Source organism: Streptomyces sp. C1-1 (assembly GCF_050214755.1).
Taxonomy (GTDB): domain Bacteria; phylum Actinomycetota; class Actinomycetes; order Streptomycetales; family Streptomycetaceae; genus Streptomyces.
The window spans coordinates 9,837,949-9,861,335 of record NZ_CP189826.1 but is presented as its reverse complement, the minus strand read 5'-3'; the positions used below and the strand labels follow the sequence as shown (position 1 = coordinate 9,861,335).

Genomic DNA, 23,387 nt, shown 5'->3' with positions numbered 1-23,387 from the left:
AGAGGATCCTCCTTCGGATCTGTTTGTTCAGGACTGTTCTGCGGCGCCGCTGGTCGGCGTCTTGATCACGAGTGGGTGCAGGTCCCAGGCGTCGGCCGTGAATCCGAGGCGTGTGCCCGGTGCGGTGCGGGCCTGAAGCCGCCACGGGCCCTGTCCGGTCGGGTAGAAGCGCAGCGTGAGGACCTGACCGGTGCTGGTGAGGAAGACCTCGGCGATGGAGTGGTCGACGACCACGCGCAGGTCGACCGGCCGGCCGGTGGGGCAGGGCATCCGGTAGGAGCCGCCGTGGGCCCGGCTGTCCAGGGAGGCGCGGTCGCGGTCGACGACCAGTTCGCCCGCGTCCGCGTCGAGGCGGAGGTCGAGGTACTCGGAGCCGTCCGGGGTGGTCAGCACCCGCAAGCCGGCGTCTCCGGTGAGCTCCAGACGGGCCGTCAGGTCGAAGGCGCGACCCAGCACTCCGAGGTCCACCGGCTCCGGGCCACGGGTGGCACCCTCGGCGTGCACGGTGTGCGCACCGCGCAGGGCGAGCAGTTCGGTGGCGGGCCGTTGGCGCAGGGTGCCGTCCCCGTCGACGTGGATCTCACGGGGTAGCGTGAGGACGCCGGCCCATCCGCCGGCGACCGCCCAGGCTTGGTCGCGGGCCTCCCATGACCAGCCCCACAGCAGCCATTTACCGCCAGGAGCGCGCAGCAGGGCGGGTGCGTAGAAGTCGGGGCCGTGGTCCGCCCACATCGGCGGGCCGGCCTTGAAGTGGCCGTCGTGCTCTTCGCCGATCAGGGCCGCGACACGCATCGGGCCGGTGGGTTGGGTCCAGGTACCGAAGATGAGAGCGCCGAGTCCGCCGGCCGCCGGGAGGTATTGGGGGCATTCCCAGCCATCGCCGCTGGACTGCCCGGTGCCCTCGACGGGCCCCGGGTGGCGGGCGACGAAGGGCCCTCGACAGATCCAGCTCTCCAGGTCGGGTGAGTCGTACAGGACCGCGGCGGCGCGGCCGTCCGACAGGGCGGCACCGACCAGCATCCGCCAGCCGTCGCCCTCCCGCCATACGTACGGATCGCGGTACATGGTGCAGCCGTCGGGCCAGGCCGGGATAACCGTTTCTCCACGCGGGCTGAAGGTCCGGCCGCCGTCGTGGGAGACAGCGCAGGTGACCGGCTGGTGCTGGGGCGAGCGGTCCTCGCGGTGGGCGGAGTAGAAGGCGACGATACGGTCGCCGTCCGAGACGGCGTTGCCGGAGAAGCAGCCGTCGGCGTCCACGCCGGCGGGCGTCGGGGACAGGGCGATCGGCAAGGGCTCCCAGGTCAGCAGGTCGCGGCTGCGGAAGTGGCCCCAGTGCATGTTCGCGTGCGTCGCGCCGTAGGGGTTGTACTGGTAGGAGACGTGGTAGTAGCCGTCGTGGAAGACCAGCCCGTTGGGGTCGTTGACCCAGTTGCGGGGCGGGCGCAGGTGCGCCACGGGGAAGTGAACGTCACGGGGTGTGGTGGACACACGCGGGCCTTTCGGTGGTTCAGAGGGGCCCGCCCAGCCGGGGTCAGGGATCGGCTGGGCGGGGGCTTCGAGCGGCCTTCGCGGGGCCGGCGACCGGAGTTCAGGCCCGGATGCGGAATCCCGAGCTGAGCTGGCGCTCCCGCCGAGAGCTGGGACCGACGCGCAGCACGAACTCGCCTGGCTCGACCACGCGGCGGTTGTCGGCGGTGACCAGCGAGCAGCGCGCGGCGGGAACGCTGATGCCGACCTCCAGACTTTCGCCGGGCGGGACCTCGGCCTGGGTGAAGGCCTTCAGCTCCTGCTCGGCCCAGGTGACGCTGGTGGTCACGTCGCTGACGTAGGCCTGGACCGTTTCCAGGGCGGCCCGGCTGCCGCTGTTGGTGAGCCGCACCGTGGCGTGGACAGTGCCTTCCACGGACACGTCGGTGTCGTGTACGACGAGGTCGGAGTAGGTGACAGTGGTGTAGCTGAGACCCTCGCCGAACGCGAACAGGGGGTCCTGGGTGAGATCGGCGTAGCGGTCCCCGTGCTGGCCGCGCACCTGGTTGTAGAAGACCGGTTGCTGTCCGACGTGGCGGGCGAAGGAGACCGGGAGCCGGCCGCTGGGCTCGATGAGGCCGAAGAGGAGTTCGGCGACGGCACGGCCGCCGCGCATGCCCGGGTTGAACGCCTCGATGAGCGCTGCCGCGTCGAGGGCCGAGTCCGGCAGGGTGCTCGGCTTGGACTGCACGAGTACGACGATCATGGGTGTGCCGGTGGCGGCCACCGCGTCCAGCAGGGCGAGCTGGCCTCCTTGGAGGTCGAGCGTGGCCGTGGAGCGCACCTCGCCGGTGAGCGCGATGGTGTCCCCCACGACGACGACGGCGTAGTCGGCGGCCTCGGCAGCGGCGACGGCCTCCCGAAGCTGTGCCTGGTCGACCGGGGCCGGAGTGAAGACGGGTGGCTGCGGTTGGCCGTCGGGCCCCATGGACCACGCGGTGGGGTCGAAGGCGAGGCCTTCGATGTCGGCCCCGCGGGCGTGGGTGACCCTCCAGCCGGACGGCGCGACGGCGCGCAGGCCGTCCAGCACCGTCTCCACCGACTCCCGCGGATGGCCTTCGGGCATCCACGGGACCTGCCCCGTGGCGCCGGCCCAGTCGCCGAGCATCGCCTGCGGGCTGTCGGCGTTGGGGCCGATGACCGCGATCGTCCGCGGCGCGCTCCCCCCTTGGGCGCGGCCGGTTCCGTCCGAGGTGAGCCCGCCTTCGAGGGGCAGGGTCCCGTCGTTGCGCAGCAGCACCAGGGAACGGCGAGCGGTCTCGAGGTTGAGGTCCGCGTGGGCGCGGCAGCCGATCACCTGCGCCTGCAACTCGGCGTCGGGCGCACGGGGGTCCTCGAAGAGCCCGAGTTCGAACTTCAGCCGCAGAACGCGCCGTACCGCGTCGTCGATCTGCTTCTCGGCGACCAGGCCCCGGGCGACCGCCTCCTGTGCGCCCTGGAAGAACGCCGGGGTGGCCATGATGAGATCGTTGCCGGAGTTGACGGCGAGCGCCGCAGCCTCGACCTGGTCGGCGCAGACCCGCTGGTCGTAGACCATCCGGCCGACGTTGTCCCAGTCGGTCACCAGCGTGCCGGTGAAGCCCCACTCGTCCTTGAGCACCTCGTTGAGCAGCCACTGGTGCGCGGTGATGGGCACGCCGTCGATGGACTGGTAGCCGATCATGAAGGTGCGGCACCCCGCCCGGGCCGCCTGTTCGAACGGGGGCAGGAACCACGAGCGCAGCTTGCGCGGACTGAGGTCGGCCTCGCTCGCGTCGCGTCCGCCGAGGGTCTCGGAGTAGCCCGCGAAGTGCTTGGCGCACGCCAGCACGGCCGTAGGGTCGCCCAGGCCCTCCCCCTGGTAGCCGCGCACCATCGCCGCACCCAACTCGCCGATCAGGTAAGGGTCTTCGCCGAACGTTTCGTCGATGCGACCCCAGCGCAGGTCCCGGGTGATGCACAGGACCGGCGAGAACGTCCAGTGGATACCGGTCGCCGCGATCTCGGTCGCCGCCGTACGGGCGACCCGATGGAGCAGGGAGGGATCCCAGGCGCAGGCCATGGCCAGCTGGGTGGGGAAGATGGTCGCGCCCGGCCAGAACGAGTGGCCGTGGATGCCGTCGTCACCGATCAGCAGGGGGATGCCGAGCCGTGTCCGCCGGGCCAGTTCGATGGCCTCCCCGATCAGCGACGGGGTGACGTGGAAGGCCGATCCGGCCCGCTTGGCCGACACGATGTCGTCGAGGTCCCCGTGTTGCGCGTCGAGCGTCAGCAGCTGCCCGACCTTCTCCGGCAGGGTCATCCGTGACAGCAGGTCCTCGATCCTCGCTTCCACGGAAGCTTCCGGGTCCAGGTACACCGCGGTGCGGACGGGCTGTCCCACTTTCGACTCCAAGTCATCAGGCGTCACAGGTACGGGAGTTGGGGACCGGCGGCGGGTGGCCGCCGCGGTCGAGGGCCGGTGGTCACTTCAGGCCGGTGGTGGCGATGCCGGCCACGAACTGGCGCTGGAAGCGGAGGAAGACGAGCATCACCGGCAGCAGGACGACCACGGCGCCGGCGAGGAGGATGCCGTAGCGCGTGAAGGACTGACCGCTGCTGGCCAGGGCGAGGCCGACGGGGAGCGTGTACTGGTCCTGGTTCTGGGCCACGACCAGGGGCCACAGGAAGCTGTTCCACGAGCCGAGGAAGGTGATGATCCCCAAGGTGGCGAGGGCCGGCCTGGTCAGCGGCAGGATGACCCGCCAGAAGATGGCCAGTTCCCGGCAGCCGTCGACGCGGGCGGCGTCGATGAGCTCGTCGGGCAGGGTGGAGATGAACTGCCGCATCAGGAACACCCCGAACGGGCCGGCCAGGAACGGCAGGATCAGCCCGAGCAGCGAGCCGGTCAGCTTCATGTTGGCCACCAGCACATACAGCGGTACGAACGTGACCAGGGCGGGGACCATGAGGGTGCCGATGACCAGGCTGAATACGAGGCGCCGGCCCCGGAAGTCCAGCTTGGCCAGGGCGTATCCGAGCATCGAGCAGAAGAGCAGGTTGCCCGCGGTGATGGCCAGGGACACGATCACGGAGTTCGCGAACATGCTCGTGAAGTCGAGACTGCGGAACAACTGGCTGTAGTTGGCGACCGTGGGCGTGGTGGGGACCAGAACGGGCGGCAGTCTGCGGATGTCGGCCTCGGGTTTGAAGGAGCCGGACAGCATCCACAGGAACGGCGCGATCATCAGCAGGAGGCAGCCGGTGAGCGGCAGATACAGCCAGGGGTTGCCCCAGTTCTGCCGGATACGGCGGCGGCGCATGGTCCGGTCCGTGTGATGGCGTCCGGTGCCGGGGTGGGTGAGGGTGCTCATGGGATCAGTCCTTGTCTCGCAGCACGCGGAACTGCAGAACGGTCAGCGCGACGATGAGGACGAAGACGACGTAGCCGGCGGCCGACGCCATGTCGTAGTTGCCGTTGCCGAACTGGTTGTAGCTGTACAAGGTGGCCGACAGGGTCGAGTCCAGCGGCCCGCCGCCGGTCATCACGAACGGCTCGTCGAAGAACTGCAGATAGTTGATGCCGGTGGTGACGGCGGTCAGCAGCAGGGCCGGGCGCAGGAGCGGAAAGGTGACCCGCCAGAACCGCTGCCAGGCCCCGGCCCCGTCGAGTGCGGCCGCTTCCATCAGCGACTGGGGCACGGACTGCAGCCCGGCCAGCATGATGATCATGACGGTGCCGAGGTTGCGCCACACGGCCATCAGGATCATGACGGGGAGCGCGAACCGGGTGTCCGCCAGCCAGGCCGGGCCGTTGATCCCGAACCAGGTCAGGACGGTGTTGACCAGCCCTGCGCGCGGGTCCAGGAGCGTCTTCCAGATCACGGCGACGGCGACGACGCTGGTGATCACCGGCAGGTAGAAGCCGACCCGGAAGACGGCACGGAAGCGGCGGATGCCGCGGTCGAGGGCGACCGCCGCGGCGAGCCCCGCGGCCAGGGTCAGGGGCAGACCGACCAGGACGAACACGCCGGTGTTGCGCAGGGCGTGAACGAACTGCTCGTCCTCGAAGAGCCGTACGTAGTTGTCGAAGCCGATGAACGACACGTTCAGCGGTGTACGCAGGTCGGCGCTCTCGGTGTCGGTCATGCTCATCAGCAGCGACCAGACCACCGGCAGCACCATGAAGGCCGCGAACAGGGCGAGGAAGGGCGCGCCGAGGATCCAGGCGGCCCGAGTCTGCGCGCGCGCCGTGCGGCGGACCGTGAAGCGCCGCCGGTCGGCGCTCCCGTCCGGCCGCCCGGTGCTCACCTCGTGGACATCGCCCCGACCGGGGAGCGTTTTCGTGGACATGGATGTCATCCGTCCCATAAGAGGGCTGCTGGAGGGCTGCTCACGCGCCGGCGCTCAGCGGCCGGTGCCGATGCCGGTGGCCTTGGACTGCAGGTCCTTCTGCACCTGGGCGACGGTGGCCTTGCCGAGGGACAGCTTCTCCAGCTCGGAGTCGATGGCGTCGGCGATCTGCTGCCAGGTCGTGATGGCGGGCGGCGCCTTGCTGACCTTCAGCTGCTCCTCGAACGCCTTCTTCGTCTCGTCCTCGGTCAGCTTCCCCTCCGCCCAGGCGGCGGGCGCGGGGGGCAGGACGCCGGTGGCCTTGCTGTAGGCGGCGAGGTTGGCGGGCGCGGTGAGGAACTGGGCGAACTTCCATGCCGCCTTGGGGTTCTCGGCCTCCTTGAAGACCGCGAGGTCGCTGCCGCCGGCGAACCCGGAGGGCTGCTTGCTGTAGGGCACCGGCATGGTCTTCCACTTGCCGTCCAGCTTCGGGGAGTCCTTGTGGAAGGCGCCACCGGCCCAGGCGGCCTCCTGGTAGGTGGCGATCAGCCCGTCCTGGAAGCCCTGGACGTTGTCCTCCTTGTCGGTCGGCGCCAGGTGCTGCCTGGGGACGCTCGCGTAGTACTCCAGCGCCTTGGCGACCTCCGGCGTGCCGAAGGTGAACTTCTTGGTCTTCGCGTCGTAGATGTCACCGCCCTGCTGCCAGACCATCGGCACCCAGAAGACCCAGGAGTTGAAGCCGATCAACCACCCGCTCGCGTAGCGCAGCTTGGGGTTCTGCTTGCCGGCGGTGGCCTGGATGGCCTTGAGGTCCTTCAGGTACCCCTCCCGGTCGCTCGCCAGGGGGCCCTTGATGCCGGCCTTCGTGGTGAGGTCGGTCCGGTAGTAGACCGCCGTGGTGTCGGCTATGAACGGGACGCCGTAGGAAGTGTTCTTGTACTTGGTGGTGTCCCACTGGCCGGGGTAGAAGTCCGCCGCCCTGAACGACGTGGGGGTGGCCTGGAAGGCGTTCATCGCGGCCATCTCGGCCATCCAGGTGGAGCCGACCACGGACATGTCCGGTGTGTTGCCGCCGGCGATCGCGGTGGTCAGCTTGTCGTGGGCCGAGGCCCAGGGCACCGGAGTGATCTGGACCTTGACGCCGGGGTTCTGCTTCTCGAACTTCTTGGCCAGGCTCAGCAGGGCCGGGTCGGTGTCGCCCATGGACCACATGACGACCTTGCCCGTGGCCTTGCCGCTGCCGATCTTCGCGGGTGCGTCCTTGCCGGGTCCGGAGTCGGCGCTGCGGCCGCAGCCGGTGGCCACCAGGGCTGCCGTGACGGTGATGCACAGGGCCTGGACGGTTCTGACGGTGTGCCGAGTAGAGGTACGCATGGGACGGCTCCTTGCCGTTGAGTAGAAAAGGGGCGCCGAGGAGGGCGGCGAGAGGTGGAAGCGGATTCACGCTCGGATGCCTCGACCCGTGAGGCGGTCCGTGTGCGGCGGCTTCGGCCGTCAGCCGCCGGTCGCGGCTGGAACGTCCGACCGGGAGTGGCCAACGGCCGGGCGGGGTGTGCCCGGCGTACCGATCGATGCGCCGGAGGCGGCTACGGAAACGGCCTCGACGGTGACGCGTGAAACCGGGTTCCGCGGGGATGCCGTGCAGCGGGCCGGCAGGCGAGCAGGCCGGTCTGGGCCGCTGCGCAAAGCGGCTTCGGGAAGAGGGGGCGACCTGCCGGCCGGCCCGAGCGCCGATTGAGTCGGTTCACTCGGCGGATGGGGTCCGTCTCCGCCTGCGGGGCTGGCCGGACGGCGGAGACGGACGGTTCGGTGAGAGGCTGACGCCGTGCGCCTCTCGATGACGCAGCGTCAGTTCGAGCTCGGGCCTGACGTCGAGCCCCGGATCACGAGGCTGGTGGGGACGATGCACGAGGGGGCGGCCTTCGGTGATCCGCGCACGTGGTCCAGCAGCAGACGCGCCGCCGCTTCACCCATCTCCCGCATGGGCTGCCGGATGGTGGTCAGTGCCGGGTAGGTGTACGACGCCATCTCGACGTCGTCGAAGCCCACCACGGCGACATCCTGCGGGACCCACAGACCTGCCTCGTGCAGTGCGGCGAGCACGCCTGCCGCAGAGGGGTCGTTGTGCGCGAAGACGGAGTCGAACTCCAGGCCGTCCGCGAGAGCGCGCGCGACCAGACTCCGGCAGCGTTCGAAATCGAAGTCGCCGCAGACGACGCCGCGTTGGTCGATCTCGATCCCGGCTTCGGCGTAGACCTCGACGAAGCCGTCCAGCCGTTCCTGGGTACAGCCGAACGTCTCGGGGCCGGTCACCACCAGGGGACGGCGGCGCCCGATGTCCAGCAGGTGCCGCGCGGCCTGCTGACCCCCCTCGCGGTTGGTGGTGGCCACGTAGGGGAATCCCGGCCGCTGGAAACGATCGTCGATCAGCACGACCGGCAGCCCTGCTTCGTGCAGCTCGGCGATGTACCCCATGGCCCCTTCGGGCTCTATCACCAGCAGACCGTCGAAGGACTTGGCGGCGACCTGCAGACCCAGCCTGCGCAGTGACTCCTCACCACGGTTCCAGGTCAGCATGCGCAGCCCGAAGCCCTCGGTCTCCAGTGTTTCGACGACTGCCTGCACGATGCCGGCCCAGGCCCAGGCCATGTCAGGGACCAGCATGCCGATCATCTGTGTGGTGCCGCGTGCGAGTCCTACCGCTCCGGCGCTCGGCACATAGCCGAGCTCCGATATCGCCTTGCGGACCTTCAGGACGGTGTTCTCGTTGATCTCGCCTTTGCCGTTCAGCACTCGCGAGACCGTCGTCTTGCTGACGCCGGCCCGTGAGGCCACGTCGGCGATGGTGACTCCCATGCCACCTCCTCTCACTCCACGCAGAGGCGGAAGATGTCCTCCCGCACCGAAAGGACCGATCGTACAGAGACCGCTGGAAGCGGTACCGGGAGCGGTGCCGGAACCGGTTTCGGTACCGGTTCCGGCAGTGAAGCACCGGGAGGCTCATCCCGTCAACACACCGGAAACAACTGGTTCACGGGAGGCCGTCAGCCCTCGGGGGCGGAGAGTTCACCGGACCCGCGGGCCAGGTAGCGAGTGGGCAGCACGCGGTGGCGGGCGGGACCGACCTCGCCCCCGAGCCGCTCGAACAGCAGGCCCGCGGCCTCCCTGCCGATGACGTCGTGATCCTGCGCGATCACCGACAGACCGGGTTCGAGCAGGTCGGCGAGGGGCAGGTCATCGAAACCGATCAGCGCCACGCGGCGCTGCAGCCCGAGCTCCTGCAGGGCCCTGCGGGCCCCGACGGTCAGGAGATTCTGGCCGGAGACGAAGGCCGTGGGCGCGTGCGCGAGCGCCAGGAGTTCGCGGGCGGCCTCCTGGGCGGCCTCCGCGCCGTGCAGGCCACGCCGCACGAGAGAGGGGTGCAGGACGCATCCCACCCCGGCGAGCCCTTCCACGAATCCCATATGGCGCTCTTCGGCGGTCCAGATCGAGCGGAGATCCCCGAGGAAGGCGATGCGCCGGTGACCTGCCTCGAACAGCGTCCGCACCGCCGCCCGCACACCCCCACGGTTGTCCACCGTCACGGTGTCCACCTCCGACGCCGAGGTGCGGCGATCCACGCAGACGACGGGTGTGCCGGCCCGGTGGGCCGCGTCGAGGTCGGCGTCGTTCCGGCCCGTGGGCACCACGATGAGGCCGTCGACCCTGCGGGCGGTGAAAGTCCTCAGCAGGTCGCGTTCGCGGGCCGGATCCTCGTCGGTGGACCCGGCGAGGAGCAGCATGCCGCGCTCGGCGGCGGCGTCCTCGACCGCGCGGTGCAGCGCGGCGGAAAAGGGGTTGGCCGCGTCCTCGAGGACCAGGCCGAGGGTGCTGGTGCGGCGGTCGGCCCGGCGCAGGCTGCTGGCCGTCAGATCCTGGCGGTAGCCGAGCGACTCGGCGGCGCGCGTCACCCGTTCGGCCAGGTCAGGGGTGACGGGCTTGCCATTGACGACCCGCGAGACGGTGGCGATCCCCACCCCGGCCATGGTCGCGACATCGCGCATGGTCGCCGGTCGCCGACCCGTGTCGTTGTGCTGGCTGGGCAACGTTTTCTCCCGGTTGTCGAGGGCTGGGGCAGACGGCACCGCGCAGCCGTCCCGATCCTCGCATTCAGATGTTTTCCTGCACAGGGTCTGGACTTCGGCGGCGCAGTGCCTCTACCTTCGGCGAAACGTTTCCAGCACTGACTGGAGCTGCCGGTGCCGTGCTGTCCCCGCAGCCGGGCCCGTCCGCGAGCTTGGACGAGGTCACGGACAAGCCGCCGCCCGCACCCGACACGCGTCAAGCGCCACCCGCCACGCGTCAGTCCCCTACGGCTGAGCCGAAGCCCGCACGCCCGCAAGGAGCGCCATGTCCAGAACCACTCGTCCGCGCCGCAGACTTCTGGCCGCACTGGCCGTCCTGTCCGGGCTCGGCCTGGTCGCGGCCTCACCGGCCTCTGCCGACACGCTCTACCACGAGCGGTACCGCCCCCAGTTCCACTTCACCCCGGCCCAGAACTGGATGAACGACCCCAACGGCCTCATCTACTACAAGGGCAAGTACCACCTGTTCTTCCAGTACAACCCGCAAGGCAACACCTGGGGCAACATGTCCTGGGGCCACGCGGTCAGCTCCGACCTCGTGCACTGGAAGCAGCTCCCAGTGGCCATCCCCCAGGACGACCAGGAGATGATCTTCTCCGGCAGCGTGGTGCTGGACAGGAACAACACCACCGGCTTCGGCACCAAGAAGAACCCGCCACTCGTCGCTGTCTACACCAGCGCGCAGAAGGCGTCCGGCAAGCAGCAGCAGGCCCTCGCCTACAGCACCGACGGCGGCACCACCTGGACCAAGTACGACGACAACCCGGTGCTCGACATCGGCTCGAGCAACTTCCGCGACCCCAAGGTCTTCTGGTACGCCCCCACCAAACGCTGGCTGATGGCGGTCTCCCTCGCCGACCAGCACAAGATCTCCTTCTACAGCTCGGCCGACCTCAAGCACTGGACCCACCAGAGCGACTTCGGCCCGGCCGGCGCCACCGGCGGGGTGTGGGAGTGTCCGGACCTGTTCCCGCTGCCGGTCGACGGCGATCCGAAGAAGACCAAGTGGGTGCTGGCCGTCAACCTCAACCCCGGCGGCATCGCGGGCGGCTCCGGCGCCCAGTACTTCGTCGGCGACTTCAACGGCAAGAAGTTCACCTCCGACGACGCCGGCACCACCTACACCCCGCCGAGCGGCACCGTCGTACAGGACTTCGAGTCCGGGTCGTTCGGCGACTGGAAGGCCACCGGGACCGCTTTCGGCAGCGCGCCGGCGACCGGGGCGGTGGACTGGCAGTCGGAGGTCACCGGCATCGAGGGCAAGGCCTTCGCCAACAGCTTCCACGGCGGCGACGGCTCCACCGGCACGCTGACCTCGCCCGAGTTCACCGTGAACAGCAACTACATCAACTTCAAGGTCGGCGGTGGCAACCACCCGTACGACCCCGACGCCGTCCTGGGCGACGAGCCGGCACCCACCGGTGAAACGCTCGCCGACTTCGAGGGCGGCACCTACACCAGCCCCATCGGCGACTGGACCACCACCGGCGACGCCTTCGGAACCGGACCGGCCCAGGGCACGCTGACCGGCCAGCAGCAGGTCACCGGCTACCTCGGCAAGGGGCTCGTCAACACGTTCCTCAACGGCGACGCGAGCACCGGCACGCTGACATCCCCGACCTTCACCATCGACAAGAAGTACCTGGACTTCCTCATCGGCGGCGGCTACCACCCCGCGAGCTCCGACGCTCCCACCGCCGTCGAACTCATCGTGGACGGCAAGGTGGTGCGCACCAGCACAGGCCCCAACGGCGAAGCCCTGAACTGGGCCTCCTGGGACCTGTCCGACCTGCAGGGCAAGCAGGCGCAGATCAAGGTCGTGGACGACAACACGGGCGGCTGGGGCCACCTCAACCTCGACCAGGTCGTCCTCTCCGACACCCAGGCGAAGCCCCCTTCCGTCGAGACCGGCGTGAACCTGCTGGTCGACGGCAAGGTCGTCCAGAGTGCCACCGGCGCCGACTCCGAGAACCTCGACTGGTCCTCCTTCAACACCATGGCCTACAAGGGCAAGAAGGCCCGGATCCAGATCGTCGACGCCAACTCCGGCGGCTGGGGCCACATCCTCGCCGACCAGTTCACCACCGCCGACAAACCCGCCCTCAACACCACCCAGCGCGCCCACTGGCTCGACTACGGCGCCGACTTCTACGCCGCCAACACATGGACCGACGCCCCCGGCGGCCGCCGCGTCATGATCGCCTGGATGAACAACTGGAACTACGGACAGGCCATCCCCACCACCCCGTGGCGCAGCGCCGACACCTTCCCCCGCCAGCTCTCCCTGAAGACCGTGAACGGCAAGGTCCAGCTGATCCAGCAGCCGGTCGGCGAACTGACCGCCCTGCGCGGCGCCCGAACCCGAGTGCCCGGCACGCGGGTCGCGAACACCACCACCCCGCTCGCGGTCCACGGCAGCAGCCTGGCCCTCCAGGCCGACCTCACCCCGGGCACCGCCGACCGCTCCGGCCTCGACGTCCGCACAGGCGCCGGACAGCGCACCCGCATCGGCTACGACACCACGACCGGCGAGGTCTACATCGACCGCTCCGCCTCCGGCGCGACCGACTTCGACCCCACCTTCACCGGCGTCCAGCGCGCCCCGCTCGACCTGAACGGCGGCCGGCTGAGCCTGCACGTCCTCGTCGACGCCTCCTCCGTCGAGGTCTACGCCCAGAACAACCGTGGCGAACAGGTCACCCTCACCGACCAGATCTTCCCCGACCCCGCCGGCACGGGTGTCGCCGCTTTCGCCGAAGGCGGCACCGCCACTCTCGACCGCATGCAGGCGTGGCAACTGAAGTCCATCTGGCCCTGACCCTGATGAGCCCTCAAGCCCGTGCGCCGGACGGCTGGAGCCGCCTCCGGCGCACGGTCGACATCGTCAACGGACCCACCTGCAACGCCGTGATCGTCTTTCGGCACTCTCTTGCAACGCTGCCGGCAGACAGGGGTACCGCCCAGGCGCATCGAACGAACACCAGATCAACTGACGTCAAGATCCTCCATCAGGCACCCACCCTTGCCCTTCCGCCAACACCCGCATGCAGCAACCGACTTCAGCCGCAGTGGTCGTCCGAGCAACCTTCTGTGGCCGGGCACGAGGCGGGCTGCGGAACCTCGACCAGCCCGGCCAAGTGTTCGACCTGCGGTGGCCGGCCGGACAGGACGCCTTCGCCGCGGCGACCACCCGGCGAGTGCTGCGGTGCGTTCCGGTGACGCCCATCCCGGTGAACCCCTCACGCAAGTTGGCGGTGCCGACCTTGTGCCGCAGCGGTCCACGCGTGCCTCGACCTCCGGCATCAACTCGCCTGTCACCATGGGCCGTTGCTGCTCATAGGTCGGGGCTTCGCGTTGTCGTTAAGCTCGACATACCGTCACCGTGCAGTGATCGAGTCCGGACGGGTCGGCCGCCGCACGGTAACGGCCCGTGAGGCCATGCCCTCCCCACTTGCCGTGATCTCCTCTTTGGCCTTCCCCCGGCCAAGACCACAGGCCGGGTGAACAGGACACGGGAAGGATCACACGTCCGTCAGTGGGAGATCCCGCATCCGAGAGCGGAGAGACGATCGGGCGGATGCGCGCGGCTTCGCCCTTTCGCCGTCAGAACGTGCCCCTTTCGGGCCCGCTGGAGTGCGGGGCACATGCGGTCCTCACAGCATGAGGTCTGGCGCCCCCACCGTTGCCGACGCGCACGACCGGTGCCTTTGGGATTGCCACCCATACCTGCTCGGAAGGACGACATGCCCATACGCAACCGCGGCACAGCTGCCGCCGCCGCCATGTTCCTGGCCGGCTTGACGATGCTGTGCGCGGCGCCGGCCCACAGCACGCCCGGCGTGGCCGCCCCCCGTCACAAACCTTCGGCGGGCCAGGACGGTCCCTCGCTCCTCAAGCGCTCACAGCCCGGTCTGTTCCCAGAACGAATGCCCGCCGAGCGGATGCCCCCACGCACGCAGAGCGGCACGCACACCATCGCCACCGGAAACACGCTGTGGGACATCGCCCAGCGCACCCTCGGCAGCGGAATGCAGTGGGACAGCGTCTACACCACCAACCAGCACACCATCGAGGATGCAGCCCGTCGGCACGGCTACATCTCCAGTGACCAGGGCCACTGGATCTTCCCGGGAACCCCGCTTGCCCTGCCCCAGCCCGAGCGCGCGCTGACGCAGCCGTCATCGCGGTTCGAACCCGCTCCATGCCCCACCACTTACGGACCACTGAAGGACACCCGCTGCGGCTTCCTCGTCGTACCGGAAAACCGGGCCCACCCGTCCATGCGAACCCTCCGCCTGGCCGTCGCGCTCGTGTCCTCAGCATCACCGCGACCGCACCGCGATCCCATCGTGTTCCTCACCGGCGGGCCCGGCGCGGACGCCCTCGGGAACATATCGGAACTCACCGACGCCGGTCTGAACCATGACCGCGATCTGGTCGTCCTGTCCCAGCGCGGGACGTACTCCTCCCAGCGGCCCTTGACGTGCCCTGAGATCGACCAGTTCTACGCGGACCGCGTCCACCTCCTCTACGACGCACCCTCCACCGGAGACCGGTACGCCCAGGCGGCGGCCCGGTGCCACGAGCGCCTGACAGCCCAGGGAGTCGACCCAGCCGCGTACAACACCAGCGAGAACGCCGCCGACCTGGCGGATCTGCGCAAGGTTCTGGGCATCCGGGAATGGAACGTCCTGTCGCACTCCTACGGGACGCAGCTGGCGCTTACCTACATGCGCATGTTTCCCCAGGGGATCCGCTCTGTGACCGTCGACGGCGTCGTGCCGCCGTCGGAGGCGACGCCCGGCTGGACGTGGAGCAGCATGCGGGAGTCGTTCGACAACATCGTCAGCGCCTGCGCGGCCCAGCCCTCGTGCCGACAGCGCTACCCGGACATCGGTGCCACCTTCTTGCGCATGGTGCGCCAGCTGGAGGCCAAGCCGGTCACCAGCTACGTCACAGTGCCGCAGGTCGGCAGGGTGAAGGTGGTCCTGGACGGCGGGGCGCTGCTGAACTGGCTGGTGCGTGCCAGCCACGCCCCCGACGACTTCCCGCTGGCCGTGGACGAGCTGGCCCACGGCCACCCTGGGCGCATCGCTGAGCAGTGGGCGTCCGCCTGGATTCCCGGCTCGCAAGGGATGTTCGCTCACGGGTTTTCGCTGAGCGTGTGGTGCAGCGAATGGGTGCCGTTCGAGACCCCCGCCGAGCAGCTCGCCAAGGGGCAGCGTGCCTTTCCCGAGCTCCCCCGCACGGTCCTGGCCCAGGCGCCGCAGCTGCCGTTCCTGAGGCAGGCATGCCAGCAATGGAACGTCCCGAAGGCACCCGACTCCATTCGTGCGGTCACTCGGAGCAGCATCCCCACCCTTGCCATCTCCGGAAGTTTCGACGCCCAGACCGGGGCACAGTGGGGGCGCTTCGTGGCCCGCACGCTCTCCCGCTCCACGGTCGTCACTCTGGCCGGTGTCGCCCACGGAACCTTCGACAATCCGTGCGGGGCAAAGGTGATCACATCCTTCTTCGACAACCCCGACAACCCCGACACGCGGTGCGTGAGCTCCGTGAAACCGCCGACGTTCATCATCGGCAGCGAGGGAGCCGGAACCCGTGGATGAGGATGTGCCGTCGGCCGGATCCGACACCTTGCGCTGCGCTCCGTCTGAACCGAGCGGCGCCATGAGGTGGTCTCGCCGCGGCTTTCTGGGCGCCGCGGCAGCGGTGGGCTGCACGACCGTCTCGCCGGGGCCGGCCACCGCCGCGGCCGCGTCGCCGCAATCCACCGTCCACGGCGGTGGCATCGGCCCCACCGGGAACTCACCGTTCAACGCCCTCGACGCCAAGATCCAGGCGAGCATGGAGGCGTACGCGATTCCCGGAGCGGCGGTGGGCGTGCTCTGGGACGGCCAGGAGTACGTCAAGGGGTACGGGATCACCAACGTCGACCACCCGGTCCCCGTCGACGGTGACACCGTCTTCCGCGTCGGTTCGACCACCAAGACCTTCACCGGAACGACGATGATGCGGCTGGTCGAGCGAGGCGACGTCGAACTGGACGCCCCGGTGCGCCGCTACCTCACCGATTTCGCGGTGGCCGACCCGTACGCCTCGGCGCAGGTCACCGTGCGGCAGCTGCTCAATCACAGTGCCGGGTGGCTGGGCGACGACTACCAGGACTTCGGTCCCGGCGACGACGCGCTGGCCCGCTTCGTGGCGTCGATGGCACGTCTTCCCCAGCTCACCCCTCCCGGCGAGGTGTTCGCCTACAACAACGCGGCGCTGTGCGTGGCCGGCCGGATCATCGAAGTGGTGACGGGCACGACGTACGAGGCCGCGGTTCGCAAACTGGTCATCGATCCGCTCGGACTCGGCCACAGCCGCTTCTCCAGCGATGAGATCGTGGGCTTCAACGTCGCGGCGTCACACGACGTGGTTGACGGCAAAGCCGTGCTGGAGCCGGCCTTCTGGCCCCAGCCCCGAAGCCTCGCGCCCACCGGCGGCCTGGTCTCCAGCGTGCGCGACCAACTGAACTGGGCCCGCTTCCACCTCGGAGACGGTACGGCCCCGGACGGCACGCGGCTGCTGAGCAGGCAGTCGCTGGAACAGATGCGCTCCAAACCCGGCCCCGGCGGCACCCTGGTCGTGGAACTCGACGGCATGGGAGTCACCTGGATGCTGCGCCCGACCGCGCAAGGAGCACGGATCGTGCAGCACGGCGGGACCTGGCCGGGTCAGATATCGGGCTTCCTGATGGTTCCGAGCCGCGGCTTCGCATTGACCCTACTGACCAACTCGCAGGGCGGGACGCGGCTCCGGGACGAGCTGTTCACCGACGACTGGGCCCTCAACCTGTTCGCAGGCGTGACCAACCTCCCGGCCACGGCCATGTCCTTGCGTGGCCAGGAACTGGCACCCTACGAGGGCCCTTACATAGCTCAGCGGATCAACGAAAAGGGTGACATAGAGGACACCGTCATCAAGCTGAGCCGGCACAACGGACGGCTGCGCGGGACCCAGACGACCCAGGCCACGCCCAGCGAGGCCGAAGCCGCCTCCGAAGAAGAGGACTCGAGCCAGGTCCAGACCGGCGACGTCGGGGCCGCCTTCTATCGAGCCGACTTCGCGCTGGACCTCGACCCCGACGGCCAGCCGGTCGGCACCCGCACCGACTTCGTCCGCGGGCCCGACGGGAAGGTGCTCTGGTGGCGCAACCACGGCCGGTTGCACCGTCACCAGACACACTGAGGGCCACCCATGGAGCGGGTTCGCCAGATCGACCGAACCCGCCTCATGCCGGCGTATGCGTAACGACCTACAACCACCGTCTTCGCGGCATCGTCGATGAACCTGCGCGTGGCAGCCGCTCTCGCTGAAGCGGGATACGACTTCCGCCTTGTCCTGGGGGACGGCGGACGCGGCCCCAACCACGGCGGGGTCCTGCTTCCCGGACGCTTCTGCGCTGGCTGTGGCGTCCCCACGAGGATTGATCGATGTACACCGGCCTCGTACAGGCCGTCCTCGCCCTTCGCATCACATGGGTCCGAGATTGGAAAGGCTCCGTATCTACTGCGTATGCCGCGAAGGGCTGTCAAACACGTCCCGAGCGAGCCGGACCATTTCACGCGGACAGGTCTTCGCCAGCTCCTGTAGAGGCGTCAGCCACGCCCCCGGACGAAGGCCTCGCCCAACAAATGAGCCGCCCGCGGCAGGCCCACTACCTCTGCCATGAGGGTCAGCGCCCGGACCTGCTGGTAGGGGTCGGCGATGGTGCGGACGATCCCTCGGCCAGCGTGTGATGACCGGCCCCGGCCACGGCCTTCGCCGCCTCGCAAGGACTCCGCAGTCATGGTGACCTTCCTGGGCTCGGCCAGGGCGAGCACGGCTCGTTGCCGACCTGCGCCTCCGGATGGAGGAAGGGATCTGACGGAGTGCGACGAAACGCCGCCGTGATGCTTCTCGCTTCCGCGACAAGCGGCAAATATGCCATGTCATGGACATCTTGCTCGTCGCCAGTGCGTTCAACAGCCTGTCCCAGCGTGTGTACGCGGAACTGTCGGACGAAGGGCACCGGGTGGACGTCGTTCTCGCCTCGCACGGCGCCGAAGCGATCCGGGCCGCCGTACACGAGGCACCCCCGGATCTGATCATCGCCCCGATGCTGAAGTCGGCGCTGCCTGAGGACGTCTGGCAGACATACACCTGCCTCATCGTGCACCCGGGGCCACCCGGCGACCGCGGCCCTTCCTCCCTGGACTGGGCCGTCGCCCAGGACGCGCTCCAGTGGGGAGTGACTGTGCTCCAGGCCGAGGCGGCGATGGACGCAGGGGACGTGTGGGCGACCGAGTCCTTCCCGGTGCCGCCGGTGGGCAAGAGCGACCTGTACCGCAACGAGACCTCCGACGCGGCATCGGCCGCCGTTCGGCTGGCGGTACGCCGGTACGCCGACGGATCGTTCAAGCCACAGCCCCAGAGCGATCCCGCCATCCGCGTGGTGTGGCGCGACTTCTTCCGCCAGGAGCGGCGAAGGATCGACTGGGAGAACGACGACACCGGGACGGTACTGCGCAAGCTCCGCGGGGCCGACTCGCAGCCGGGTGTCCTGGACGAACTCCTCGGCCGGGAGGTGTTCCTGCACGGTGGGCATCCCGAGGACGAACTACGTGGACGCGCCGGGGAGTTGCTCGCGACGCGCGCCGGGGCGGTGTGCCGGGCCACCCGCGACGGCGCCGTGTGGATTCCGGAGCTGCGGCCCCGCAAGTCCTCGGGCGACCCGGCTCCGTTCCGCCGCCCGGCGGCCTCGGTGCTCGCCTCCTTCCCCGCTCCGTCCGGCTTCACAGCGCAGGCGCGGAAGAAGGCGTGGCTGCCTGAGGTCACGGCTCCGCTGGAGTTGCCCCCCGGCCGGAACACCTGGACCGACATCCGGTACCGGCAGCACGGAGACATCGGCTTCCTGACGTTCTCCTTCCCGGGCGGGGCGATGAGCACCGACCAGTGCCGCAGGCTGCTCGCCGCCTACCGGCACGCGCTCGCCCGCCCCACCTCGGTGCTGGTCCTCGGCGGAGCGCGCGACTTCTTCTCCAACGGCATCCACCTGAACGTCATCGAGGCGGCCGCCGACCCGGCCGGCGAGTCCTGGGCGAATCTCAACGCCATGGACGACCTGGTCGAAGCGGTGTTGCGCACCACCGACCGGCTGGTGGTCGCGGCGCTCGGCGGCAACGCGGCGGCAGGCGGCCTCATGCTCGCCCTGGCCGCCGACGAGGTGTGGTGCCGCGCGGGCGCCGTCCTCAACCCGCACTACCGGCGGATGGGTCTGTACGGCTCCGAGTTCTGGACGTACACGTTGCCGCGCCGCGTCGGAGCGGACTCGGCCCAGCGGCTGACAACCGAGGCGCTGCCGATGAGCGCCGCCACCGCCGCGCGCATCGGTCTGGTGGACCACCTCGTACCGGTCGCGGCGCAGGCATTCGCCGCCGAGACCGAGCGCAGGGCCGCCCTTCTCGCCGCCGCCCCGGACCTCACGCGGCGGATCGCCGCGAAGGCTTCGGCGCGGCAGGCGGACGAACGGGAACGACCGCTCGCGGACTACCGCCGGGCGGAACTCGCCCGCATGCGCGCCATCTTCTTCGACCCGCAGGCTCCGTACCACGCCCTGCGGTCGGCCTTCGTCCGCAAGCAGCCGGGCACTTGCGTCCGGCCGCTGAGCGGGGGTGCCCGGTGATCCGCTCCGGTGCGCGGCTGCTGGTGGCGGGCGTCGGCAACATCTTCCTCGCGGACGACGCCTTCGGCCCCGAGGTCATCCGCGCCCTGGAGCAGCGCCCGCTGCCTGCCGAGGTCCGGGTGCGCGACTTCGGCATCCGCGGCCTGGACCTCGCATACGAACTGCTCGACGGCTACGACGTCGCGGTGCTGGTGGACGCCGCCGAGCGGGGCCACCGACCCGGCACCCTGTCGCTGATCGAGCCCGACCTCCCCGACGGCGGCTCGGGCGCGGCCCCGCCCGAGGCCCACGGCATGGACCCGGCGAAGGTCCTGGCCCTGGCCGCCCACCTGGGCGACGGACCGCTGCCGCGGGTCCTCGTCCTCGCCTGCGAACCCCACCTGCGGCCACGCGACGACGAGGACATCGTCCCCGGTCTCAGCACTTCGATGCGGGCCGCGGTCGGCCGGGCCGTCGAGGCCCTGCACGTGATGGTCCCCGAGCTGCTCGCCGACCCCGGGGCGACGCCCCCGTTGAGCCGCCCGGAGGAATCCGCGGCCCCGTCCGCGGCCGGGCTCGCCCGCACAGTGGCCGGCGGCGTCGAGGATCAGTAGCCACAGACCGCTTTGTCCGATGTACCCGGACCCAGAGTCGAGCCCACCGCGAGGAGCTGCGCCATGTGCGATTCCGTGGACGTCACCCAGGCCGTTCTGGCCAAGAACGACGGCCTCGCCGCGAGCCTCCGCGCCGACCTGGCCCGGCGCGGAGTGAGTGTCGTCAACCTGCTGTCCAGCCCGGGCAGCGGCAAGACGGAGCTGCTCGGCAGGGTGCTGGCCCGCGCGGTGGAGCGCGAGATCCCGGTGGCCGCGCTCACCGCCGACCTGGCGACGGAGAACGACGCCCACCGGCTCGCCCGTTCGGGAGCACCGGTGAAACAGCTGCTGACCGACGGACTGTGCCATCTGGAGGCCCGGCAGCTGCGCGGCCACGTGGAAAACTGGCTGCCCGAGGACACCGCGCTGCTCTTCGTCGAGAACGTCGGCAACCTCGTCTGCCCCGCCTCCTACGACCTCGGCGAGAACCTGCGGATCGTGCTCATGGCGGTGACGGAAGGCGAGGACAAGCCCTTGAAATACCCCACCGCCTTCGGCTCCGCCCATCTTGTGGTGCTCACCAAGACCGATCTGGCCGAGCCCGCCGGCTTCGACGCTGCGGCCTTCGACGCTCATGTGCGACGGGTCAATCCAGGAGTGGAGATCGTACGGTCGTGTGCCCGCACCGGCGACGGTGTCGACACCGTCCTGGAGCGCATCCTCGCCGTGCGGGACGGGGCCCCTGTGCACCGGCCGCCGCTCGCGCCGCACCCCCATGGCCACGTCCACGGACACGTGCGGCAGGACTCCGGCCTCGCGGCCGGCCGCAGCTCGTGACGGCGCCCGCCGCACAGGCGGTGCGCCGCCGGGTCACCGTGAGCGGCACGGTGCAGGGCGTCGGTTTCCGCCCTTATGTGCATCGCCTGGCCACCGACCTCACGCTCGGCGGGTTCGTGAGCAACACGGCGTTCGGCGTGCTCATCGAGGTGGAAGGCGCGCCGGAGGGCGTCGCGCGGTTCTGCGACCGGCTGGCCGCCGAGCCGCCGCCGCTGGCCGCCGTCACCGGCATCGGCGTCGAGGACGTGCCCGCCACGGGCAGTCGCGACGCCTTCATGATCCGTTCCACCGAGCAGTCCCCCGGACGCACCCAGCTCCCGCCCGACACCGCGACCTGCGCCGACTGCCTGCGCGAGCTGGCCGACCCGGCCGACCGCCGCCACCGGCACCCCTTTGTCACGTGCACCCACTGCGGGCCGCGCTTCACCATCGCCACCGGGATGCCGTACGACCGCGCGGTCACGACCATGACCGACTTTCCCATGTGTACCGCCTGCGCGCGGGAGTACGGCGATCCCGGCGACCGCCGCTTCCACGCCCAGCCCGTCGCGTGTCCCGACTGCGGTCCCCGGCTGCGCCTGGTGCCCGCGCCCGGCAGCGGCATCCGCCCTGCCCGGGACGCCGACGCCCTGGCGGCGGCGCGGGCGCTGCTGGCCGCCGGACGGATCGTCGCCGTGAAAGGTCTCGGCGGCTACCACCTGGCGTGCGACGCCACCGACGCCCGGGCCGTCGACGAACTGCGCGTCCGCAAGGCGCGGGGCGGCAAGCCGTTCGCGGTGATGTGCGCGGACCTCGTCGCCGTGCGGCGGATCGCCGACGTCTCCGACGCCGAGCGCACCGTGCTCACCGGCCCACGGCGCCCCATCGTGCTGCTGCGCCGCCGCCCGTCGGACCTCGCTGCGGGTGTGTGCCCGGGCAGCCCGCACCTCGGTGTGATGCTGCCGTACACCCCTGTGCACACCCTGCTGTTGGGGCTGCCCGGCGATCCGCCGAGCCCGCGGGTGCTGGTCATGACGAGCGGCAACCGCTCGGGGGAACCGATCGTGACGGACGACGCCGAGGCGCTGGCCCGGCTGGCCGGACTGGCCGACGCATGGCTGGCCCACGACCGTGCCATCGCCTCTCCGTGCGACGACTCCCTGCTGCGCGTGCGCCCGGACGGCACCGAGCAGGTGCTGCGCCGTTCCCGGGGGTACGTGCCCCGTCCGGTGCGCCTGCAGATCGCGCTGCGGCCCGCGCTCGCGGTGGGCGGCGACCTCAAGAACGCTCTCTGTGTCGGCGAGGGCGACCTGGCCTGGTTCGGCCCGCACATCGGCGACATGGGCGACCTGAGCACTCTGGAGGCGGCGCGCCAGGCGGAGGGGCACCTGCGGCGGCTGACCGGCGTCACCCCAGAACTCGTCGCCGCCGATCGACACCCGGGGTACCACTCGAGCCGGTGGGCACGGCAGCGGGCTCTCCAACTGCCCCGGACCACTCCCCTGTTCGTCCAGCACCACCACGCGCACATCGCCTCGGCGATGGCCGGGCACGGCCTCGACGGAGCCACGCCCGTGATCGGCGTCGCGTTCGACGGCACCGGATACGGCGACGACGGTACCGTCTGGGGCGGCGAAGTCCTGATCGCCGACTACACCGGCTACCGGCGCTTCGCGCAACTGGCCCCCGCCCCGCTGCCCGGCGGTGACGCGGGCGTCGCCAACCCGTGCCGTCTGGCGCTGGCCCGGCTGTGGGCCGCCGGTCTGCCGTGGGACGCGGACCTGCCCAGCGTCGCGGCCTGCACACGCGAGGAACTGTCGTTCCTGGAAAGGCAGTTGACGCGCGGGCTGGCCTGCGTGGCGACCTCCAGCATGGGACGGCTCTTCGACGCCGTGTCGTCCCTCGCGGGCGTGTGCCAGCGCGCGGGCTACGAGGCCCAGGCCGCCCTGGAGTTGGAGGCGGCGGCCGGTGAGGCCTGGGGCGCCGACGGCGCGGCGTACGCCTTCGGCACCAGCCCTCTGGGATGCGATCCGGCGCCCGTACTGGCGGCACTGGTGGCCGACCTCCGGCGCGGCACCCCGGCCGAGGTGATCGCCGCGCGCTTCCACCGCGGCGTCGCACGCGCCGTCATGGAGACCTGCCGCCACGCACGGCAGGCAACCGGCCTGACCACCGTCGCCCTCAGCGGCGGGGTCTTCGCCAACGCGCTGCTGGAGCAGGAGTGCACGCAACTGCTGGCCAGTGACGGCTTCACGGTCCTCCGGCACGGCGAAGTCCCGCCGAACGACGGCGGGTTGGCCCTGGGCCAGCTGGTGGTCGCGGCACACGAACGACAGAAGGAGTGAC

At 70.3% G+C, this 23,387-nt stretch carries 14 protein-coding genes; 7 read left to right on the top strand and 7 right to left on the bottom strand.

Annotation, left to right across the window (positions count from 1 at the left end; all coding sequences use genetic code 11):
• Nucleotides 1-27: 27 nt before the first annotated feature.
• The 7 genes from ACQF4J_RS45000 to ACQF4J_RS44970 all read right to left on the bottom strand — a co-directional run bounded on the left by ACQF4J_RS45000 (nucleotide 28) and on the right by ACQF4J_RS44970 (nucleotide 9,902).
• Nucleotides 28-1,488 (bottom strand): glycoside hydrolase family 32 protein, encoded by a 1,461-nt coding sequence (locus tag ACQF4J_RS45000; RefSeq protein WP_427168423.1) that lies wholly within the window; start codon nucleotides 1,486-1,488, stop codon nucleotides 28-30.
• A 100-nt stretch (nucleotides 1,489-1,588) separates the two neighbouring features.
• On the bottom strand, nucleotides 1,589-3,889 hold the full coding sequence (locus tag ACQF4J_RS44995) for a glycoside hydrolase family 3 N-terminal domain-containing protein (protein WP_351571555.1): 2,301 nt from the start codon (nucleotides 3,887-3,889) through the stop codon (nucleotides 1,589-1,591).
• An 82-nt stretch (nucleotides 3,890-3,971) separates the two neighbouring features.
• The gene (locus tag ACQF4J_RS44990) at nucleotides 3,972-4,859 is read right to left on the bottom strand and encodes a carbohydrate ABC transporter permease (RefSeq protein ID WP_351571558.1); all 888 of its coding nucleotides are present in this window, start codon (nucleotides 4,857-4,859) and stop codon (nucleotides 3,972-3,974) included.
• Between the two features lie 4 nt (nucleotides 4,860-4,863).
• Complete coding sequence (locus ACQF4J_RS44985; RefSeq protein ID WP_351803325.1) at nucleotides 4,864-5,838, bottom strand: carbohydrate ABC transporter permease; 975 nt, start codon at nucleotides 5,836-5,838, stop codon at nucleotides 4,864-4,866.
• Nucleotides 5,839-5,892: 54 nt separating this feature from the next.
• A complete protein-coding gene (locus ACQF4J_RS44980) occupies nucleotides 5,893-7,191 on the bottom strand; it encodes an extracellular solute-binding protein (RefSeq protein ID WP_427168422.1) in 1,299 nt (432 codons plus the stop codon).
• A gap of 474 nt (nucleotides 7,192-7,665) precedes the next feature.
• Entirely contained in the window at nucleotides 7,666-8,673 is a 1,008-nt protein-coding gene (locus ACQF4J_RS44975; RefSeq protein WP_351571567.1) for a LacI family DNA-binding transcriptional regulator, read from the bottom strand.
• A 188-nt stretch (nucleotides 8,674-8,861) separates the two neighbouring features.
• Nucleotides 8,862-9,902, bottom strand: a complete 1,041-nt coding sequence (locus tag ACQF4J_RS44970) for a LacI family DNA-binding transcriptional regulator (RefSeq protein WP_351803321.1) — start codon at nucleotides 9,900-9,902, stop codon at nucleotides 8,862-8,864.
• Between the two features lie 304 nt (nucleotides 9,903-10,206).
• Here ACQF4J_RS44970 and ACQF4J_RS44965 point away from each other — a divergent pair, with 304 nt between their 5' ends.
• The 7 genes from ACQF4J_RS44965 to hypF all read left to right on the top strand — a co-directional run bounded on the left by ACQF4J_RS44965 (nucleotide 10,207) and on the right by hypF (nucleotide 23,386).
• Nucleotides 10,207-12,759 carry a GH32 C-terminal domain-containing protein gene (locus ACQF4J_RS44965; protein WP_427168421.1) on the top strand — a complete coding sequence of 851 codons (2,553 nt, stop codon included), beginning with the start codon at nucleotides 10,207-10,209 and terminating at the stop codon, nucleotides 12,757-12,759.
• A gap of 925 nt (nucleotides 12,760-13,684) precedes the next feature.
• Nucleotides 13,685-15,550 (top strand): alpha/beta fold hydrolase, encoded by a 1,866-nt coding sequence (locus ACQF4J_RS44960; RefSeq protein WP_427168420.1) that lies wholly within the window; start codon nucleotides 13,685-13,687, stop codon nucleotides 15,548-15,550.
• Nucleotides 15,551-15,611: 61 nt separating this feature from the next.
• A complete protein-coding gene (locus ACQF4J_RS44955) occupies nucleotides 15,612-17,177 on the top strand; it encodes a serine hydrolase domain-containing protein (protein ID WP_351571577.1) in 1,566 nt (521 codons plus the stop codon).
• A 745-nt stretch (nucleotides 17,178-17,922) separates the two neighbouring features.
• Nucleotides 17,923-19,653 (top strand): hydrogenase maturation protein, encoded by a 1,731-nt coding sequence (locus tag ACQF4J_RS44950; protein WP_427168419.1) that lies wholly within the window; start codon nucleotides 17,923-17,925, stop codon nucleotides 19,651-19,653.
• Nucleotides 19,650-20,246 (top strand): hydrogenase maturation protease, encoded by a 597-nt coding sequence (locus ACQF4J_RS44945; RefSeq protein WP_427168418.1) that lies wholly within the window; start codon nucleotides 19,650-19,652, stop codon nucleotides 20,244-20,246. Before ACQF4J_RS44950 ends, ACQF4J_RS44945 begins: the two co-directional genes overlap by 4 nt.
• A gap of 63 nt (nucleotides 20,247-20,309) precedes the next feature.
• Entirely contained in the window at nucleotides 20,310-21,062 is a 753-nt protein-coding gene (hypB, locus tag ACQF4J_RS44940; protein ID WP_351571585.1) for a hydrogenase nickel incorporation protein HypB, read from the top strand.
• Complete coding sequence (gene hypF, locus ACQF4J_RS44935) at nucleotides 21,059-23,386, top strand: carbamoyltransferase HypF (RefSeq protein WP_427168417.1); 2,328 nt, start codon at nucleotides 21,059-21,061, stop codon at nucleotides 23,384-23,386. The genes hypB and hypF overlap by 4 nt, the downstream gene beginning before the upstream one ends.
• Nucleotide 23,387 lies beyond the last annotated feature (1 nt).

Coding starts and splice junctions, on each gene's coding strand:
- ACQF4J_RS44980 (WP_427168422.1), bottom strand. CDS start 7,191: ATGCGTACCTCTACTCGGCACACCGTCAGAACCGTCCAGGCCCTGTGC.
- ACQF4J_RS44975 (WP_351571567.1), bottom strand. CDS start 8,673: ATGGGAGTCACCATCGCCGACGTGGCCTCACGGGCCGGCGTCAGCAAG.
- ACQF4J_RS44950 (WP_427168419.1), top strand. CDS start 17,923: ATGGACATCTTGCTCGTCGCCAGTGCGTTCAACAGCCTGTCCCAGCGT.
- ACQF4J_RS44955 (WP_351571577.1), top strand. CDS start 15,612: ATGAGGTGGTCTCGCCGCGGCTTTCTGGGCGCCGCGGCAGCGGTGGGC.
- hypB (WP_351571585.1), top strand. CDS start 20,310: ATGTGCGATTCCGTGGACGTCACCCAGGCCGTTCTGGCCAAGAACGAC.
- ACQF4J_RS44965 (WP_427168421.1), top strand. CDS start 10,207: ATGTCCAGAACCACTCGTCCGCGCCGCAGACTTCTGGCCGCACTGGCC.
- ACQF4J_RS44990 (WP_351571558.1), bottom strand. CDS start 4,859: ATGAGCACCCTCACCCACCCCGGCACCGGACGCCATCACACGGACCGG.
- ACQF4J_RS44985 (WP_351803325.1), bottom strand. CDS start 5,838: ATGTCCACGAAAACGCTCCCCGGTCGGGGCGATGTCCACGAGGTGAGC.
- ACQF4J_RS44960 (WP_427168420.1), top strand. CDS start 13,685: ATGCCCATACGCAACCGCGGCACAGCTGCCGCCGCCGCCATGTTCCTG.